19 protein-coding genes are annotated in these 17,373 nt (G+C 28.3%); 5 read left to right on the top strand and 14 right to left on the bottom strand.

What is annotated here, in order from left to right; translation table 11 throughout:
- The 7 genes from ABNT65_RS03370 to ABNT65_RS03340 all read right to left on the bottom strand — a co-directional run bounded on the left by ABNT65_RS03370 (position 1) and on the right by ABNT65_RS03340 (position 6,480).
- Positions 1 to 1,548, bottom strand: a complete 1,548-nt coding sequence (locus ABNT65_RS03370; protein ID WP_348747163.1) for a hypothetical protein — start codon at positions 1,546 to 1,548, stop codon at positions 1 to 3.
- Positions 1,539 to 2,636: a DegT/DnrJ/EryC1/StrS family aminotransferase gene (locus tag ABNT65_RS03365; protein ID WP_348737284.1), complete on the bottom strand. Its 1,098-nt coding sequence runs from the start codon at positions 2,634 to 2,636 to the stop codon at positions 1,539 to 1,541. Before ABNT65_RS03365 ends, ABNT65_RS03370 begins: the two co-directional genes overlap by 10 nt.
- A gap of 54 nt (positions 2,637 to 2,690) precedes the next feature.
- A complete protein-coding gene (locus ABNT65_RS03360; RefSeq protein WP_348702164.1) occupies positions 2,691 to 3,146 on the bottom strand; it encodes an acyltransferase in 456 nt (151 codons plus the stop codon).
- Positions 3,143 to 4,084, bottom strand: a complete 942-nt coding sequence (locus ABNT65_RS03355; protein ID WP_348747162.1) for a glycosyltransferase family 8 protein — start codon at positions 4,082 to 4,084, stop codon at positions 3,143 to 3,145. The genes ABNT65_RS03360 and ABNT65_RS03355 overlap by 4 nt, the downstream gene beginning before the upstream one ends.
- Positions 4,075 to 4,896 carry a glycosyltransferase family 2 protein gene (locus ABNT65_RS03350; protein WP_348747161.1) on the bottom strand — a complete coding sequence of 274 codons (822 nt, stop codon included), beginning with the start codon at positions 4,894 to 4,896 and terminating at the stop codon, positions 4,075 to 4,077. The genes ABNT65_RS03355 and ABNT65_RS03350 overlap by 10 nt, the downstream gene beginning before the upstream one ends.
- A gap of 5 nt (positions 4,897 to 4,901) precedes the next feature.
- The gene (locus ABNT65_RS03345; RefSeq protein WP_348702168.1) at positions 4,902 to 5,309 is read right to left on the bottom strand and encodes an FdtA/QdtA family cupin domain-containing protein; all 408 of its coding nucleotides are present in this window, start codon (positions 5,307 to 5,309) and stop codon (positions 4,902 to 4,904) included.
- 97 nt (positions 5,310 to 5,406) lie between these two features.
- Complete coding sequence (locus tag ABNT65_RS03340) at positions 5,407 to 6,480, bottom strand: glycosyltransferase family 1 protein (protein WP_348747160.1); 1,074 nt, start codon at positions 6,478 to 6,480, stop codon at positions 5,407 to 5,409.
- Positions 6,481 to 6,572: 92 nt separating this feature from the next.
- Between ABNT65_RS03340 and ABNT65_RS03335 the strand changes: the two genes are divergently transcribed.
- Positions 6,573 to 7,601: a hypothetical protein gene (locus ABNT65_RS03335; RefSeq protein WP_348747159.1), complete on the top strand. Its 1,029-nt coding sequence runs from the start codon at positions 6,573 to 6,575 to the stop codon at positions 7,599 to 7,601.
- 38 nt (positions 7,602 to 7,639) lie between these two features.
- Here ABNT65_RS03335 and ABNT65_RS03330 read toward each other — a convergent pair whose 3' ends face one another.
- The 3 genes from ABNT65_RS03330 to ABNT65_RS03320 all read right to left on the bottom strand — a co-directional run bounded on the left by ABNT65_RS03330 (position 7,640) and on the right by ABNT65_RS03320 (position 10,401).
- Entirely contained in the window at positions 7,640 to 8,761 is a 1,122-nt protein-coding gene (locus ABNT65_RS03330) for a glycosyltransferase family 1 protein (RefSeq protein ID WP_348747158.1), read from the bottom strand.
- Positions 8,736 to 9,494 (bottom strand): glycosyltransferase family 2 protein, encoded by a 759-nt coding sequence (locus ABNT65_RS03325; RefSeq protein WP_348737279.1) that lies wholly within the window; start codon positions 9,492 to 9,494, stop codon positions 8,736 to 8,738. The genes ABNT65_RS03330 and ABNT65_RS03325 overlap by 26 nt, the downstream gene beginning before the upstream one ends.
- Positions 9,495 to 9,585: 91 nt before the next feature.
- The gene (locus ABNT65_RS03320) at positions 9,586 to 10,401 is read right to left on the bottom strand and encodes a 2,3,4,5-tetrahydropyridine-2,6-dicarboxylate N-succinyltransferase (RefSeq protein ID WP_348702174.1); all 816 of its coding nucleotides are present in this window, start codon (positions 10,399 to 10,401) and stop codon (positions 9,586 to 9,588) included.
- Between the two features lie 121 nt (positions 10,402 to 10,522).
- Here ABNT65_RS03320 and ruvX point away from each other — a divergent pair, with 121 nt between their 5' ends.
- Genes ruvX through mazG form a run of 4 tightly spaced genes read left to right on the top strand, consistent with a single transcriptional unit; the run spans position 10,523 to position 12,817 of the window.
- Complete coding sequence (ruvX, locus tag ABNT65_RS03315; protein ID WP_348737278.1) at positions 10,523 to 10,933, top strand: Holliday junction resolvase RuvX; 411 nt, start codon at positions 10,523 to 10,525, stop codon at positions 10,931 to 10,933.
- A gap of 52 nt (positions 10,934 to 10,985) precedes the next feature.
- Positions 10,986 to 11,573 (top strand): peptide deformylase, encoded by a 588-nt coding sequence (def, locus tag ABNT65_RS03310; protein ID WP_348702176.1) that lies wholly within the window; start codon positions 10,986 to 10,988, stop codon positions 11,571 to 11,573.
- A gap of 30 nt (positions 11,574 to 11,603) precedes the next feature.
- Positions 11,604 to 12,023: a DUF5606 domain-containing protein gene (locus ABNT65_RS03305; RefSeq protein ID WP_348737276.1), complete on the top strand. Its 420-nt coding sequence runs from the start codon at positions 11,604 to 11,606 to the stop codon at positions 12,021 to 12,023.
- A 14-nt stretch (positions 12,024 to 12,037) separates the two neighbouring features.
- Positions 12,038 to 12,817, top strand: coding sequence for a nucleoside triphosphate pyrophosphohydrolase (mazG, locus tag ABNT65_RS03300; protein ID WP_348702319.1), 780 nt, complete (start codon positions 12,038 to 12,040; stop codon positions 12,815 to 12,817).
- A 79-nt stretch (positions 12,818 to 12,896) separates the two neighbouring features.
- Here the strand turns inward: mazG and ABNT65_RS03295 are convergent, their stop codons facing one another.
- The 4 genes from ABNT65_RS03295 to ABNT65_RS03280 form a co-directional block, all read right to left on the bottom strand.
- Entirely contained in the window at positions 12,897 to 14,450 is a 1,554-nt protein-coding gene (locus ABNT65_RS03295) for a bifunctional metallophosphatase/5'-nucleotidase (RefSeq protein WP_348747157.1), read from the bottom strand.
- A gap of 38 nt (positions 14,451 to 14,488) precedes the next feature.
- Positions 14,489 to 15,292 (bottom strand): hypothetical protein, encoded by an 804-nt coding sequence (locus ABNT65_RS03290; RefSeq protein ID WP_348737274.1) that lies wholly within the window; start codon positions 15,290 to 15,292, stop codon positions 14,489 to 14,491.
- Positions 15,293 to 15,295: 3 nt separating this feature from the next.
- Positions 15,296 to 16,153 (bottom strand): hydroxymethylglutaryl-CoA lyase, encoded by an 858-nt coding sequence (locus tag ABNT65_RS03285; RefSeq protein WP_348702320.1) that lies wholly within the window; start codon positions 16,151 to 16,153, stop codon positions 15,296 to 15,298.
- A gap of 241 nt (positions 16,154 to 16,394) precedes the next feature.
- Positions 16,395 to 17,297: an FKBP-type peptidyl-prolyl cis-trans isomerase gene (locus ABNT65_RS03280; RefSeq protein ID WP_348747156.1), complete on the bottom strand. Its 903-nt coding sequence runs from the start codon at positions 17,295 to 17,297 to the stop codon at positions 16,395 to 16,397.
- Between the last annotated feature and the right edge of the window lie 76 nt (positions 17,298 to 17,373).

Below are 17,373 nucleotides of genomic sequence, written 5' to 3'. Positions count from 1 at the left end.
TTATAAAAGAACATTATAATCCTTGGCTAATTCTTTAAGTTCACTTTTTCTAATTTCAAATACCTTAACACCGAAAAGGAAAAAAACTTTTTTTATATATAAAGCTTCTTGATACTTTTTTATCTGAAATAGATTTTTTATTCCTTTTTCCTTTATTTTGATAACCGATGATGATCTAAATAAAAAGTTATAAGCATCAAAATTTGTAATTTCCTCTTTAGGTTTCATTAATTTCTTTTCCTGATACTCAAGTTTAGAGTAAATTTTTTTAATTTTTTCATAAAAAGCTTCTTTTGAACATTTATTCTGAAAAATTTGATAGACTTCTTTAAACAAATCTTCCCTTTCAGGTTTTGAGTCTAATAATATAAATGCTTTTTCCACAAGCTCCTTTGGAGAGTTGCACACTGATTTTGTTCCTTCAAGAAAATTAGGATATCCAACTGGTGTTTTTAACACTAAAACTGGTAATTTTCCTATAGAAATTGCATCAATTAAAGAAACCCATGAATTGTATGGAAAGGAATCAATATACAAGTCTGTTTCTATTAAATATCTTGAGATTTTATCGTGAGGAATAGCACCCAATAAAAACACCCTATTCTCATAAGTATTAATCAATTTATTCCATTCTTCATTTGTATTAGTTACTCCTATACCTAAAAAAATAGCTCGAGAATTATTATCTAAAATTTTTGCTATGGTATCTGTAAAACTTATCCCTTGAATTGGCATAAACTTGTACATACTAGCCATTGTGGAAATAATTAACGCATCTTTATCAACTCCTAACTCTACTCTAATGTTTTTAGTTTCTTCTTTAGTGTTTGACTTATTAACCTCGTCAACTGGCATATTTATTAGAGTTGTATTTTCAATTCTTCTTTTCTCAATTGTACAAGTATTTTGATTTTTTTCAATGTCAATACAGTGATCAACTACATTTCTACCTAACCAGAAAGTGTGCCCTGAATGATTAAAACAAATTATTGGACGTTTGAATTCTTCTACTCCAAATGCCATGAGCGGTATTGGATCTTGTGGGTGATGATGCAAAATAATTGTTCCAAATTCAAATGCTTTATCTCTCAATTCATTTGCTTTTTGGATTATATTTTTTGATGGATCTAAAATAATTAAGCTTCCTTTTTTAAAAGCCACAACCTCTTTTAATTTATCTGGTATTTCTCCTTTATTAGTTTGATTTAATAATATAACGGTATGCTCTTCAGAAGTATCATTACTTGCATCTATCCATCTTTCAAGTATCCTTGTATGTCCTCCATGTAAATATACTTGCGAAGCAACATGAAGGTATTTATTTTTTTTAGGCTGAAATATTTTAAAATCTTCTCTTAATTTTTTATTTCTATCTGCATAATTTACAAAAAAAGATTCTAGATTTTCATTATAATATTCTCCAAATATTCCTGACATTAATAAGTTTACTAATCTTTCAGCTAAATCTAAGGAGGGATTATCTTTAAATTTTTCTTCTATTTTTTTTAAATCTTCTCTATTTTTTTTTATTGAAAAAGCTACTTCCATTCATTAATTAATTTTACTACTTCTGAAACTTCATCTATAGATAATACTGGTGAAATTGGCAATGAAAGTACTTCCTTATGGATTCCTTCTGTAATAGGAAAACTTGAATCCTTAAACTCTATATATGCTTTTTGTAGATGTGGTGGTATTGGGTAATGAATTAAAGTTTGTACACCATTCATTTTTAAATATTCAGCTAGTTCATCTCTCTTAGCTGTTCTTATCACAAAAAGATGCCATACATGATTTTCTTGACTTTTTAATACTGGCAATACAATATTTTGATTCGTGATATTCAATAAGTAATAATTAGCTATTTTTCTTCTTTTTTCTATTTCTTTGTTCAAATATTTTAACTTTATTCTAAGCATTGCTGCTTGAATTTCATCTAGTCTGCTGTTTACCCCTTTAAATTCATTTTTATACTTCTCTAATTGTCCATAGTTTGCCAATGTTCTTATTGTCTTGGCTAAAATTGAATTATTAGTTGTTACCATACCTCCATCTCCTAATGCCCCAAGGTTCTTACCTGGATAAAAACTAAACCCACAAGCATCACTTAAACTTCCGCATTTTTTATCTTTATAAATAGCACCATGTGATTGAGCCGCATCTTCAATTATCTTTAAACCATACTCTTTTGCTAATAAATTAATTTCATCCATTTCGCAAACTTGTCCATATAAATGAACCACCATTATAGCTTTGGTTCTAATAGTTATATGTTTTTTAATTTTATCAGCTTCTATTAAATAATCTTCTGAAGGCTCTACAAAAACTGGTTTTAGCTTGTTTTTTGAAATAGCTAGAACAGAAGCTATAAAAGTATTAGCTGGCACTATAATTTCATCTCCTTCTTTTAAAACTCCTAACTCGATATATGCATTTAATATTAATATCAGTGCATCTAATCCATTAGCTACTCCTATGGCATGTTTAACTCCACAATAATTTGCAAATTCTTCCTCAAAAGACTTACATTCTTCTCCATGAATATACCAACCCTTATCTATAACTCTGCTACAAGCTTCTTTTAATTCTTCTTTATACTGTTGATTAATTTTTTTTAAATCTAAAAAAGGAATCATTTTTTACTTTTTATAATTATTACAAATTAAATTTTTAGTTACATTCGTATCTTTTTAACTATTGTATCCTTTAAACTCAGCTGGATTTCCATACCATACCTCATTAATACCTACATTTTTTGTTAAAACGCTACCTGCTCCTATCATTGCACCTGCTCCTATTTCTATACCTGGGAGAATTGTAGATCCTGCACCAATTACAGCACCTTTTCTTATAATAGTTTTTTCTAATACAAAAGATGCATTTTTAGATTCTGGGTACCTATCATTTGTAAAACTAACATTTCCTCCTATGAATACATCATCTTCTATAGTTATTCCGTCCCAAATTTGAACACCACTCTTAATTGTTACATTGTTTCCTATTTTTACTTTATTTTCTATAAAGCAATGAGAACAAATATTACAATTGTCTCCTATAGCAGCTTCTTCTAACACAACACAATATTGCCATATGTTTGTTTTTTTACCTATATTTTTAGATGCTACTTCTGACGTTTTATGAATCATAACTTTCTTAACTTTTTTAATAACTTATTAAAAACATTAACTTTACTTTTTTCTTTTAGCTCATTTTTTTTATCATCAAATAAATTAGAAAAGGGTGTTTTATCTAACCAGTCAAACCATAAATCAGCTTTTAAAACACTTACATCTTTCCATGGTTTTTTTCCTGCATAATGAACAATTTTAGGTGAATACATGCAGTCATATAGTTCCTTATTAGGATAATATTTATCTTTAAACTTTATCTTTTTAAGCATTGGTAACCAATCGGGTATTGAAATGTACTTATAAGGCAAATATAAAACATTGGTATCACAGACTAAATTCATCACGTCTTGATCATTCCATAAAAGCTTAAATGGAGGATTCTTCATTAAGGCAATTGCCTTTTCTCCTATTTTATCTTCTCTCATTTTTTTTAAATTCATTACCCATAACCCACCAGCAAAATATTTTCCTTTAAATTTTTCAGGTAAATGTTTTATCTCATGCTCTAAAAAACTAGGAATTTTTACACCTGCTAAATATTCATTAGTAAATGTTATCTTATTTAACTCTGAAATATCATCTACTATTACAATATCAACGTCGGAATAAATAATTTTTTCATACTTATTTAACTCAGGAATTAAATCTGGTATACATCTAAAAAGCGTATCAACTGTAAAAACAGTTCCTAAGTGACCTGTTGAAAAATTTGTATTATCAAAACTTAAGTTTAATAAACTCTTTTCTAGTAAAATAAAATCTAACGAAGTATTTGGGTGTTTATCTACAAGTTCTTTTAACACTAATTGATTATTTTCAGATATCTCTGTATAAAGCACCTTTAATTCATAAAAAATTTTATTTTTTCTGTTTGTTAATAAACTCTCAAATGTCACAGCTGCTTGAGGTACATAACCATTATCAAAGGAGAAAAAAACAGGTATTATTTCCATTTAAAAAAATTTTTAAATTTCTTTTCTTTTTGATTCAAACCTAAATGTTTAATGTGATACTTCATAGCTTCTTCTTGATATTTTTGGGGACACATATTGGCTATAACATCTGATACCATTGCAAAAGTTCTGATTTTTTGTTTAGAAAGATTACTATCATGTACTCTATATGTGAACAATACTTCATCTAAAAAACCTATTTGCTCATTTTTTTCATTAAATAATTTAATATGTATAGGCCAATCATCTAATAATAGTTTATTCCATATTGGTAAAAAAAATTGGCTAACAATTTCTTTTTTAACTAATAACCCTTGTAAAGTAAAACAAAAGTTATTTTTAATATAAAGACTTGGAAAAATAGTCTTTTCCTTAATAGCGTTAATTGTTTCTGTAGTTATAAAAGGGCTGTATGTTTCTAACCTCTCTTCATAAAGTTCAAAACCAGAATAACATGCTACACATAAACTATTCTTTTTTAAATAATTAACCTGTTTTTCTATTTTATCTAGTTTAAATAAATCATCTTGTCCTAAAAAAGCTATCAAGTCTCCAGATGCATGTTTAGCTCCTGTATGAAATGCTCTTGCTGCACCTGAATTTTCTTCATGTTCTAATAAAGTAAATTCATATTTAGTTTTAAGAAATTTAAGAAACTTTAAACTTTCTTTATTTGGAGAGCAATCATCAACAACAATAAGCTCTATAAAGTCAGAATATGTTTGGTTAATGACAGATTTTATTGTTTCCTCAATATATTCTGCTCCATTATAATGAGGGATTAATACTGAAACTTTAGGGTTAGTTTCCATAACACTTACAGTTTTAAAAACTCATCAAAGTCAGTAATATAATCTTCAGCATCATAATGTTCACTTGCTAATACAAGTATCACACAGTTTTCAGAAAAATCCATCAATTCTCTCCAAACTAAGTTTTCTATATAAATCCCTTCATCTTTTTTAGATAACATTATTTTTTCTTCTTTTCCATTAGTACCTACTAACCTTAAAACAAAGCTACCATTTAAACAAATAATTACTTGCTTTAAGTTTTTATGCGCATGCTTTCCTCTTATTGCTCCATTGTCATTAGTTGGTACTGATATAAAATAACATCTTTTTACTTCAAATGGTATATCATATTCATCACTTCCAATTTCTATTGGTACTAAATCACCTCTTCCGTCTGAAAAAAGTTTAAATTCTATTTTTTTATGTAGCACGTAAATTATTTAATTTTCATGTGTTATAACTCGCTTTCATACTTGTTTATCTCTTCTTTCCTAAAAACAAAATACTATTAAATGGAAGTTTATAGCTTTATATTTTTTTATATAATTCAATATACTTTCTTGCCATTTCTAGATAATCATATTTCAATGCCCATTTTTTTAGTCGTTGCCTTTTTTGACTATCATTATCGTAATCCTTGATTCCTTCCTTAAATACTTTGCTCATAGATTTAGAGTCAAAAGATTTCCAGTAGTATGCCTCTTTACCTGCTATTTCTGGTAAGCTTGTTAAATTACTAACAAATACTGGTTTTTCAAAATACATTGCTTCAATTGGTGGAATCCCAAACCCCTCAGCTTTAGAAGGATGAACTAATGCCTTACAATTTTTCAATAAATGTATTTTTTGCTTTTCTTCTATATTTTCAAAAAATAAAATTCTGTTATATATTCCTAATTCTTTAGACTTTTTAATAATCAACGATTCGTAGTCTGCTTTTTTATTACTAAAAACTAGTACTAAGTATATATCAGGGTTGTCAACTAATAAGCTTAATAAACTTAACTGGTTCTTTTTAGGGTGTATTACCCCTATATTTAGTAAAAACTCCTTATCTTCTAAAAAAGTTAATTTTTCACTATAGTCTGTTTCAAAATCTTCAAATATTAATCCATTATGAATCACTTCAATACACATATCTTTAGGATACTTGAATAAAGCTTTATTATTTAAAAAATCTTGTTTTGTAAACTCTGAAATACAAATTAAGTATTTAGTATTTTTTAGACTCTTATTAATTCTCTTTATCTCTTTAGCTATTTTTTTCTTTGACTTTCCTTCATGTAAAAAATTAAGATCATGTAATGTTACTATTTTAGGCTTTTTACAATTAGGAAAATAAGAACTTACTTGATGTGTAATATGTACAAAATCATACTTTTTAACTACTGGGTTAAATATCCTGTTCCAAGGCTTCCAAAACTCCTTATTCTTGATTTTTAAATTAGAAATGATAGTTTCTTCCCCATAAAAACTAAGACTATCAATAAAACCTAATTTTTCAAAACCCTTTACTAAAGCTTCACATACATTAGATAGTCCCGAGTTAGGATAACGCATTCGTTCTAAATCAACCAGAATTTTCTTACTTTTTTTTGCCATACTGTTCTAATGCAAATGTAATTTTATTTCTTGGTAAATTAACTTTTCAAAATTATTTTTTATTTACTTTTGCCCATCAACATAGTACTTTTATGCAAAAAAAAAGAATAGTTTTAGGGTTACCTAAAAGTTTCAACATGTTTGAGGCTATTAAAAAGAACATGGAACATTATGGCTATGAAGTAATCTCTATATGCTTTGAAGATCACACTTTTAAATATAAAAATTTTGGTCAAAAAGCTTATAACTTTATTCGAAAAACTTTTTTAAATGACAAGCATTATAAAGGAAAACTGAAGTTTGCTTTTTTTAGTGAAGAGATTAATAAAATTTTAGATGCTGTTGAAGGTGAAATTGATTACACACTTTTAATAAGGGCAGATATTTATCCTAAAGAGATAATATCTCGTTTAAAAAAGACTTCAAAAAAACTAATTGCTTACCAGTGGGATGGTTTACATAGATTTCCTGCTATATATAATTATATTCCATACTTTGATCGATTTTTTGTTTTTGACAAAAATGATCTTAGCTACTCTAAACACAAACTGCTTCCTTTAAGTAATTTTTATTTTGATTTTGACCGCGATTTTATAAAAAATAAAGATGCAAAAAACGACATCTTTTTTGTTGGTTCATATATTAGAAAAAGAATGCCTCAAATAGAAGCCTTTATAAAAAAGAGTAGAGAACTTAATTTAAAACTAGACTTTCATATATTTTTCACTTCTGTAAAAGACTCTAAATTAATTAAATCTGAGGAAATTAACCACATTTTTGAGCATATGCCCTATGAAGAAAATATTGCTCGATTAAAAAACTCGAAAATTGTAATTGACTTCTTGAACGAAACCCATACAGGTCTATCTTTTAGAACATTTGAAGCTTTATATTACAATAAAAAGCTAATTACTAATAATGCAGAGGTTAAAAAATATGATTTTTATAACCCAAATAATATTTTTGTGTGGGATGGGTTAAATCTAGAAGGAGTTGAAGAGTTTATAAACACTCCTTACCAAGAAGTTAATGAAGAAATTAAATTAAAATACGGATTTAAAAATTGGTTAAATTATGTTTTAGATGAAGGCAAGTATACGCCAATCAATTTACCTAAATAACAATCTATAATATGTCCTTTGGAAAAACTGTAATAATTTTACAGTAATTTATTATATAGATTAATCACATTTTCAACAATGGATTCATCATTAAACCTTTGAACATACTCTTTACCCTTTTCTATCATTTTTAACTTCCTTTCTTCCGACTTCAACAACAGTTCAATCTTTGTTTTTAGTTCTTCCGGGTCATATGGGTTTATATATAAAGAATTATCTCCTCCTGCTTCTGGAAAAACACCTTCTTTTGATGTTATTACAGGAGTTCCAGAATAAAGGGCTTCAATAATAGGAATTCCAAAACCTTCAAAAATACTTGGGTAAATAAATATTTCAGCTATTTGATATATAATCGCTAATTCTTTTAAAGTTAAACCTTCCAAGAAAAACACTTTATCAGTTATATCGTTTTCCTCTATATATGTTTTTATCAGTTCATAGTATTTGGTTTTCCTACCAACTATAACTAAAGGAATTTTTAGGTCTTTTATTGCCTTTACTATTGTTAATGCATTTTTTCTTTCTTCAATAGTTCCTACATTAAGCAAAAATTTCTTAGGTAATTTATATTTATCTATTAAGTTGTTTTTCTCTTTTTCCGTACTTATTTCTTTAAACACATTACTACAGCCTTGATAAATTACTTCTATTTTTGATTCATCTATTTTCAAAAATTTAATAATATCTCGTTTGGTTTGCTCACTGATAGCAATTACTTTGTCGGCATTTTTAGCAGCATATTTAAACTTAGCTAAGTAAATTTTTCTATCAATAAAAGAATATAGGTTTGGATATCTCATGAAAATTAAATCATGTATTGTTACCACAGATTTAATATTATGTTTTTTTAAATCTCTTGGTATTTCTCCTGATAGTCCATGAAAAACCCCTATACCATCCTCTCTTAATTGTTTCACTATCGCTTTTTGCCTCCATAATGAAGATAGTTTTTTCCATAAAGCACTTTTAGGTAATACTTCTACCATTGAACTGGTTAACTGAAGTCTTGAAACTTTTTTTGGTTTAGGATTATATAAATAATACGTATTTTTTGGATAATACTCTGCTAAGATTCTTACTAGATCTCTACTATAATTACCTAAGCCTGTTGTATTATGAAAAATACGCTTGGCATCAAAGCCTACCTTCACTTCCTTCATTTCTTAATAAAGTTAATTCTTGAAACCTTCTATATACACCGTACCCCATAAAGTATGAAAAAATAAATCCGCTTTTACCGTCTAAAAAGCCAAGTTTTAAAATATAATGTATAAAAAACCTTGCTACAGGTTTTATATATAAATGAAATGCATTTATTTTTTTTCCTTTTTGATCTAGTTCAATTGCTCTTAATTTAGCATAGTGCTCTATTTTTTTCTTAAACTGATGAAAACTATTAAAAGTATAGTGATTTATTACTCCTTTTAAAACACCTAAATCACCATTTGTAACAACCTTTTCATGTACTATACCTTCATAATAAGACTTTTCTTTCTTAAAAAGTCTTATTATTTTGTTAGTATACCCTCCAAAATTAAGTTTTTTATTATTTATATAATTTTTTCTATAAATGTAAAAGGCATCATGTTTGGTCTTTTGTGACAACTTTTGCTTTATACTTTTTTGTAATTCTTTGCTAATTTCTTCGTCAGCATCTAAAACTAAAACCCATTCATTAGTAGCTTTTTGAATAGCATAATTTTTTTGTGAAGAAAAATCATCAAAATGTCTTTGAAGTAGTTTTACTTTATTTCTCTTTACTATTTCTACCGTTTTATCAGAGCTATAAGAATCGATGACAATAATTTCGTCTGCAAAAAAAACAGAATCCAACGCTCTTTGAATGTTGGATTCTTCATTTAATGTAGGTATTATTACGGTTAACTTAGTCAATTTAATTTGAATTTTTCGCCAAAGATATAATTTACAAAAGTTTTAAAACGTAATTTAACCAAATATATTTTCTTTTTGATACTATTAAATTTTATACAGCAACATCATATTCTCTTAAAGCATCATTTAAAGATGTCTTTTTATTAGTACTTTCTTTTCTTTTCCCAATTATCAATGCACAAGGAACATTAAATTCTCCTGCTGCAAACTTTTTTGTATAACTTCCAGGAATTACTACAGAACGTGCTGGCACTCTTCCTTTCATTTCAACTGGTTCATCTCCTGTTACATCAATAATTTTAGTAGAAGCTGTCAATACAACATTTGCTCCTAAAACCGCTTCTTTTTCAACTTTTACGCCTTCAACTACTATACAACGAGATCCTATGAAGGCATTATCTTCTATAATAACTGGTGCAGCTTGAAGAGGCTCTAAAACCCCACCAATTCCAACACCTCCTGATAAGTGTACATTTTTTCCTATTTGTGCACACGAACCAACTGTTGCCCATGTATCAACCATTGTACCTTCATCAACATAAGCCCCTATATTTACATAACTTGGCATTAAAATAGTTCCTGATGAAATATAAGCTCCATGACGAGCTACAGCATTAGGCACAACTCGTATACCTTTTTCTTGGTAATTTCTTTTTAATGGAATTTTATCATGGTATTCGAAAATACCAGCTTCTAAAGTTTCCATTTTTTGAATTGGAAAATAAAGCACTACAGCTTTCTTTACCCATTCATTTACCTGCCAACCATCTTCTATAGGTTCAGCAACTCTTAAATCTCCTTGATCTAATAAATCTACGACTTTTCTAATTGCATTAATTGTTGTTTCTTCTTGTAATAATTCTCGGTTCTCCCAAGCGTTCTCTATAATAGGTCTTAATTCTGTCATCTTTAACAAATAGTTTGTTGCAAATATAATTTCTGTTGTTGAATTTAACACGAAGATACATTTTTTAAACAGATCACTAGCTGTTGTTAAAAATCGTTACTTTTGCACTAAATAAGCAAAAATGGGAAGAATATTAGCTCTTGATTTTGGTAAAAAGCGTACAGGTATTGCTGTAACTGATGAACTTCAAATAATTGCCTCTGGACTTACAACTGTAAACACAGAAGAGTTAATCGATTTTTTAAAAGATTATACCTCTAAAGAATCTGTAGATTTATTTATCATTGGAGAACCCAAACAAATGAATAATACCGAAAGTGAAAGTGAAGAGTTTATAAAACCCTTTATAAGTAAACTTACAAAAGTTTTCCCTTTGACCTCTATTAAACGTGTTGACGAACGTTTTACTTCTAAAATGGCGTTCCAAACTATGATTGATAGTGGTTTAAAAAAGAAACAAAGACAAAACAAAGCATTAGTAGATGAAATAAGTGCAACTATTATACTTCAATCTTATTTGTATAATAAATAATTTCATACCAACTCGTTTCTTTGTATTTTTGCAGCCACTAAAATTTTAATTGATGATTTTACCCATTGTAGCATACGGTGACCCTGTATTACGTAAAGTAGGAAAAGATATAGATGCTGATTATCCTGAATTAGATAAATTGATTTCTGATATGAGGGAAACCATGTATAATGCACAAGGTGTTGGCTTAGCTGCACCACAAATTGGTAGAGCTATTCGTTTATTTCTTGTTGATGCTTCTCCTTTTTCTGAAGATGAAGATTTAAGTGAAGAGGAAAGAACTGTTTTAAAAGATTTTAATAGGGTTTTTATTAACCCTGTAATTGTAAAAGAAGAAGGAGATGAATGGGCTTTCAATGAAGGTTGTTTAAGTATTCCTGATGTTAGAGAAGATGTTTTTAGACAAGAAACCATTACTATAGAATATCAAGATGAAAATTTCAAATCACATACTGAAACATTATCAGGCTTAGCTGCAAGAGTATTTCAGCATGAATATGATCATATAGAAGGTATTTTGTTTACTGATAAATTATCTTCTTTAAAGAAAAGATTAATTAAAAAGAAATTAGAAAACATATCAAAAGGTAAAGTTAATCCTGGATACAGAATGCGCTTTCCTAATGCTAAGAAAAAATAAGATTATTAAAATAGTATTTATTTAAAATATATGGAATTTAACAAAATAATAGCAGTAACTGGAAAACCAGGTTTATTTGAAATTTTATCACAAACTAAAACAGGAGTAATTGTTAGATCAATTACCGATAATAAACGTTTTCCTATTACCGCAACTCATAATGTAAGTCTTTTAGAAAATATAGCTATCTATACATACGAAGAAGAAGTTCCATTAGCTGAAGTTTTTAAAAACATAGCTAACAAAGAAGACGGAAATGAAGCTATTTCTCATAAAGAAAGCTCAAAGAACTTATTAAATTATTTTAGCGAAGTTTTACCTAACTTTGATGAAGAACGTGTTTATGCTTCAAATATCAAAAAAGTAATTCAATGGTATAACTCTTTAGTTAAAGCGAATTTTGACTTTAAATCGTTAGAAAAAGTAGCCACTACTGAAGAGGAGGAATAAAACTTAGCATCATGATGAATACTCGTAAGGAACAATTAGAAGCCTTTAATAGACTACTAGATATTATGGATGAGCTTCGAGAAAAATGCCCTTGGGATAAAAAACAAACATTACAAAGTTTAAGGCATTTAACAATTGAAGAGACTTACGAACTAGCAGACGCTATACTGGAAAATGATTTAAATGAAATCAAAAAAGAATTAGGCGATGTGCTTTTGCACATCGTTTTTTATTCTAAAATAGGAAGCGAAAAAAAAGCTTTTGACATAGCAGATGTTGCTAATAGTATTTCTGAAAAACTTATAGAAAGACACCCACATATCTACGGAGACATTGAAGTTCACTCTGAAGAAGAAGTGAAAAAGAATTGGGAAAAACTTAAACTGAAAGAAGGAAAAAAATCTGTTTTAGAAGGTGTTCCTAAAAGTTTACCTGCTTTAGTAAAAGCTAATAGAATTCAAGACAAAGTAGCTGGTGTTGGATTTGATTGGGAAGAACCTCACCAAGTTTGGGATAAAGTGCAAGAAGAATTAAATGAGCTGAATTCTGAAATAACCAATAATAACCAAGAACAAATTGAAAAAGAATTTGGAGATGTTTTATTTTCAATGATTAACTATGCTCGTTTTATAGGTGTAAATCCTGAAAATGCTTTAGAAAAAACTAATAAAAAATTCATCAATAGATTTCAATTTTTAGAAAAATCTGCATTACAAGATGGTAAACAGCTTTCAGAAATGTCTTTAGAAGAAATGGATGTTTATTGGAATAAATCTAAAGAATTTTTCAAATAACAAGCAATACTTATCATTCTAAAAAACAACTAACCTACTAGTAGTCATTTTTTTTCAGAAGTTATTGTTTCAAAGAAAACTATATACTTTTTAGATATTCAATCACCGCTTTTCTTATATCTACAGCTATTTCATTTTTGTTAGGCTTATAAACAGAGATAACTTCTGGATTTTTTTCTGATAAAAAAGGAATATCAAAACCTTTTAAAAGATAATCTGAAAAAGCAACTTTATATATTTTTTCTTTATTTATTAATTCATTATTTATAACCCAATTTCCATTTTGTTTCTCTGCTCTAAATCTTTGCAAATAAGCTCCTGTTCCAGATGATTTTTCACCAAAATCTAAAACTTTTTTTAATAAACTACCTTTTAATTCAACTTTTAAAACATCACCTCCATAAGGTAAAACTCTAAAAATATCAACAGCAGTTATATTACCCTCTAATACATCATCAATTCTTATGGATCCTCCATTAACTAAAGCGCAATCAACAACATTATTGTAAGAAAAACTCATTGCTCTTGTTACAACATCCCCCATATTTGTTTGTTTACTTCTAATAGGTGTATCTCTAGCATCTAGAGGAGTCTTAACTTTATAAATTGCTTCTTCAGGGTTATTAATTACTTCTTTTATTTTCTTATGAAGTATAGTTTGCCATTTATCTACAATCTTTTTTACACTTTCATCTGATTCAATTTTTTCATTAACCTCTTTTAACTGAGATTTTACAATTACTTTCTTCGTTAATGGATCATATTCAAACCGATGAATATATATTGTTTTTGCATTAGCATCTGCCTTTGCTATAGTAACATCTCCTATTTTTTCATATTTATTGGTATGCTCATGCCCTCCCATTATTAAAGGTATATTTGGTAATAACTCAGCTATTTTTTTATCATGTTCAATTTTTACATGAGTTAATCCCAATACAATATCTACCTTAGGTTTTATTTCATTATACGCTCTTTTTATTTCCTCAAACATATCTCCATAAAATACATAACTTTTGGGATTTGATGGAATGCAAACACTAATAAAACCAACTTTTAATATGGTACCATCTGGCTTTTTAAACTCCTTTATAAATGAATCTTCTAAATTCTGTTTTCTCCCATTTTTAACCTTATAAAAATAATGATTCTTACCAGAGTTATTATGCAATACATTTGCCGAAATCCATTCAAAGTTACTTTCATTCAATCGCTCTTGTAAATGTGTATGACTTAAATCAAACTCATGATTCCCAAAAGCTACCAAATCAAAATTCATAGCATTCATTACTTCTACCATTTGTTTCCCTCGCACTCTAGCTCCATCTACTTTTATCGTACCTAATAAAGATGGATTTAAAAAGTCCCCAGCTAATACTATCATGGTATTTTCATCTTCTTTCAATATTTTTTGATGAATAGATTCTACTCTAGCCATTCCGCCGTACTTTCCATTTTGGATTGGAGCTATTTCATACACATCATTTAATTGAATAACTGTAAAATAAGTTTTTGAAGAATCTTTTTTAAAATGATACTGAGCTTCTTTTGATGCTATTAGTTTCTTTTTACTACTACAACTTTGTAGTACAATAATTAAAAATGTTAGTAGATAACTAAAAGTCTTTTTCATAATATCTATTTAGTTAAAAATAGTCAAATATTTTAAAGTTAATGAAGGTAATAACGAGTATTATATCTTATTAACTTTCTGTAAGCTACCAACTCTGGAAATTGGTAAAAAAAGTTTATTTTTTTTTGCGCTATTGTTTTTGGATTTTTAGCTTTTTTCTTGAGTACAAAATGAGTCCAACTTTCAACTATATCTTCCTCTGGGCTTTCTGCAGCATATCCAGTAACAAAATCTGCATAGTTATCATGGTAAAGCCCCATTAATTTTTCTACGCAACTTTCCTCTGTAAAACAATGCCTTTCTTTAATAACATCCCATCTTTCTAACATTTTACCTTTCCAAAATAAAGAAACAAACCTGTTTAAATAACTATTTTTATATGCTTCTCCTTCTAAAGTTAAATAAGGAGCCCCTTCTTCTTGACTTAATTTAGTGGTAGGTCTAATTTGTGTATTGTTAAGAGTCAGTAGGTGCCCAAACTCATGCACTAATGTATATACAGACTCTCTTAACCTCCTCTTATCTTTTGCTTTAAAGTTTACATCTAATGTATCAATGACTAATTGCCATTCATCGTTTCTAGTATTTAAAGCACCTAAAGCGCCTGTTTTTTCATCTAAACCATCAGAAATTAACACTAATTTTTTTATATACTTTCTAGTTATAGATTTTGGAAAAATTTCATAAAATGTTTTCCAATGATCTTGTGCTAATTCGTCATTTTTAGAGTTATTTTTAACAAATTTTCCGCCTTTAATATGCCATACACCTATTCTTTCATCATCTGAAGCTTGATGAAATATTGAAAAAACTACAAAAAAAACAGTAACTAGTAACTTCATATATTAAAAAACTTCTAGTGCTTTATTATAAGCACTTTCAAAACTCATTGGTTTTATATTAGTATCTATATTGTTTGAGGTAAAATACGACAACATTTTTTCCGTAGGCATATTACCTGTTAAATCATCTTTAGCCATAGGGCACCCACCATACCCTTTGATAGCACCATCAAAACGTTTACATCCCGCTCTATATGCACTATCTATTTTTTCAAACCAAGTATTAGGTGTTGTATGTAAGTGAGCTCCAAATTCTATTTCTGGATACTCTGGAATCAAATTAGAAAATAAATACTCTATAACACTTGGTGTTGAACTTCCTATCGTGTCTGATAAAGATAAGATTTTTACGCCTAAATTACAAAGTTTTTCCACCCATTCTCCAACGATTTCAACATTCCAAGGATCCCCATATGGATTACCAAACCCCATTGATAAATAAGCTACAACTTCCTTATTCTTTCTTGTTGCAATAGATAGTACTTCTTTTAACGTATCAATTGACTGTTCTATTGTTTTATGGGTATTCCTCATTTGAAAATTTTCAGAAATTGAAAAAGGATATCCCAAATAATTTATTTCTTCAAATTGAGAGGCATCATTTGCTCCTCGTACATTGGCAACTATAGCTAAAAGTTTGCTTTCTGTTTGCGATAAATTTAACTTAGACAATACTTCTGCAGTGTCTCTCATCTGCGGTATTGCTTTAGGTGAAACAAAACTTCCAAAATCAATAGTGTCAAATCCAACTTTCAACAAGGCATTAATATATCTAGCTTTATCAGAAGTAGCTATAAAATGACTCTTTATACCTTGCATCGCATCTCTAGGACATTCAATAATTTTTACGCTTTTTTTCATCCAGCCAAATATACATATTTTCTTCATTTTTTTGAGCTATTAGTGTAGTCCAATTATTGATTTAACAATCTTTTCACTAATTGTTTCAATGTTTTTCAATAACACTTCATCTCTTCACTTTAAATTATTTGTATCTAAAATCATTCCAAAAATTATTATAACCGTTGAAAAAAGCTCTAAAAACAAAAAACACTTAAGACTAAGCTAAAGTGTTTTTATTTTCAGTAAATTAAATAAGTTATTACCTTATGTTTCTATTTAAATAATCAGGTACTGTTGGTTTAGATGTATCGCTAAAATCATTTCTAGGGTCTCCGTCTTTATTAGCATCCTCATCTTTAGTTAACTTTCCATCATTATCATCATCTGTATCTCTATAGTTAGGTATACCATCCCCATCTGAGTCATCATTTCTAGGATCACCGTCTCCATTTACTACATCTTCATAAATAGATGGAATCAAATCATTGTCTTCATCAGTATCTTCTACATGATCCCACAATTCAACATCAAACATTAGTACAGAGTTTGCAGGGATTCCTGTTTGCGGTATGTTTCTATAAGCTAAACCAGACGGTATAAATAAAATACCTTTACCTCCATTTTTGTATTTTATAGGTTCATTAGGCACTATATTTATTTCCCCACCTTTAAAATGTATTAATCCTTCTCTCCAACCTACTATAACCCTTGTTAGAGTTAACCAAGTAGTATTAATATCAAAAATAGAGCTTACACTTTTATTATTCAAAATTCTTCTTCCTGAATACTTAGTTAATACTGAGTCCATTTTAGTTGGATGCCCTTTTACTCTATTAGGATCAGAAGGAGTAGGATTTGGAGTTCCTTGCCCTTCTCTAACTACAAAATAATATAGTTTATAGTCAATATCATTTTCTTTAACATCCTTATTATTAAGCCTAGAATCATCATACAATGCAGTTTTACCATCTTCTAAAGGCTCTACTACACCATCAGTTTCGTTGTAATAATTATTCTTCAAAAACTTTACTATAGAATCATTATCTATAACTGCTTGCGCTGCATGGTCAAAACTTGCTACATTATTATTTCCATTATCTCCGCAAGAGTACAAAACCACTCCTATGACTAATGCGTAAAAAAATTGTTTAAATTTTATCATTTAATGTTAAGAATTTTGATGCGCAATTTACCATTTTTATACCTTTGTAAAAAATGAATTAATAATTTTTAACTTT

This window comes from Tenacibaculum sp. 190524A02b, assembly GCF_964036645.1.
Taxonomy (GTDB): domain Bacteria; phylum Bacteroidota; class Bacteroidia; order Flavobacteriales; family Flavobacteriaceae; genus Polaribacter; species Polaribacter vairaonense.
The sequence above is the reverse complement of the archived record's forward strand: the minus strand, read 5'-3'. Positions and strand labels throughout refer to the sequence as shown.

Excerpts from the sequence above, each read along its gene's own strand:
- ABNT65_RS03370 (WP_348747163.1), bottom strand. The coding sequence starts at position 1,548 with ATGGAAGTAGCTTTTTCAATAAAAAAAAATAGAGAAGATTTAAAAAAA.
- ABNT65_RS03365 (WP_348737284.1), bottom strand. The coding sequence starts at position 2,636 with ATGATTCCTTTTTTAGATTTAAAAAAAATTAATCAACAGTATAAAGAA.
- ABNT65_RS03360 (WP_348702164.1), bottom strand. The coding sequence starts at position 3,146 with ATGATTCATAAAACGTCAGAAGTAGCATCTAAAAATATAGGTAAAAAA.
- ABNT65_RS03355 (WP_348747162.1), bottom strand. The coding sequence starts at position 4,084 with ATGGAAATAATACCTGTTTTTTTCTCCTTTGATAATGGTTATGTACCT.
- ABNT65_RS03350 (WP_348747161.1), bottom strand. The coding sequence starts at position 4,896 with ATGGAAACTAACCCTAAAGTTTCAGTATTAATCCCTCATTATAATGGA.
- ABNT65_RS03340 (WP_348747160.1), bottom strand. The coding sequence starts at position 6,480 with ATGGCAAAAAAAAGTAAGAAAATTCTGGTTGATTTAGAACGAATGCGT.
- ABNT65_RS03335 (WP_348747159.1), top strand. The coding sequence starts at position 6,573 with ATGCAAAAAAAAAGAATAGTTTTAGGGTTACCTAAAAGTTTCAACATG.
- ABNT65_RS03330 (WP_348747158.1), bottom strand. The coding sequence starts at position 8,761 with ATGAAGGAAGTGAAGGTAGGCTTTGATGCCAAGCGTATTTTTCATAAT.
- ABNT65_RS03320 (WP_348702174.1), bottom strand. The coding sequence starts at position 10,401 with ATGACAGAATTAAGACCTATTATAGAGAACGCTTGGGAGAACCGAGAA.
- ruvX (WP_348737278.1), top strand. The coding sequence starts at position 10,523 with ATGGGAAGAATATTAGCTCTTGATTTTGGTAAAAAGCGTACAGGTATT.
- def (WP_348702176.1), top strand. The coding sequence starts at position 10,986 with ATGATTTTACCCATTGTAGCATACGGTGACCCTGTATTACGTAAAGTA.
- ABNT65_RS03305 (WP_348737276.1), top strand. The coding sequence starts at position 11,604 with ATGGAATTTAACAAAATAATAGCAGTAACTGGAAAACCAGGTTTATTT.
- mazG (WP_348702319.1), top strand. The coding sequence starts at position 12,038 with ATGAATACTCGTAAGGAACAATTAGAAGCCTTTAATAGACTACTAGAT.
- ABNT65_RS03295 (WP_348747157.1), bottom strand. The coding sequence starts at position 14,450 with ATGAAAAAGACTTTTAGTTATCTACTAACATTTTTAATTATTGTACTA.
- ABNT65_RS03290 (WP_348737274.1), bottom strand. The coding sequence starts at position 15,292 with ATGAAGTTACTAGTTACTGTTTTTTTTGTAGTTTTTTCAATATTTCAT.
- ABNT65_RS03285 (WP_348702320.1), bottom strand. The coding sequence starts at position 16,153 with ATGAAAAAAAGCGTAAAAATTATTGAATGTCCTAGAGATGCGATGCAA.
- ABNT65_RS03280 (WP_348747156.1), bottom strand. The coding sequence starts at position 17,297 with ATGATAAAATTTAAACAATTTTTTTACGCATTAGTCATAGGAGTGGTT.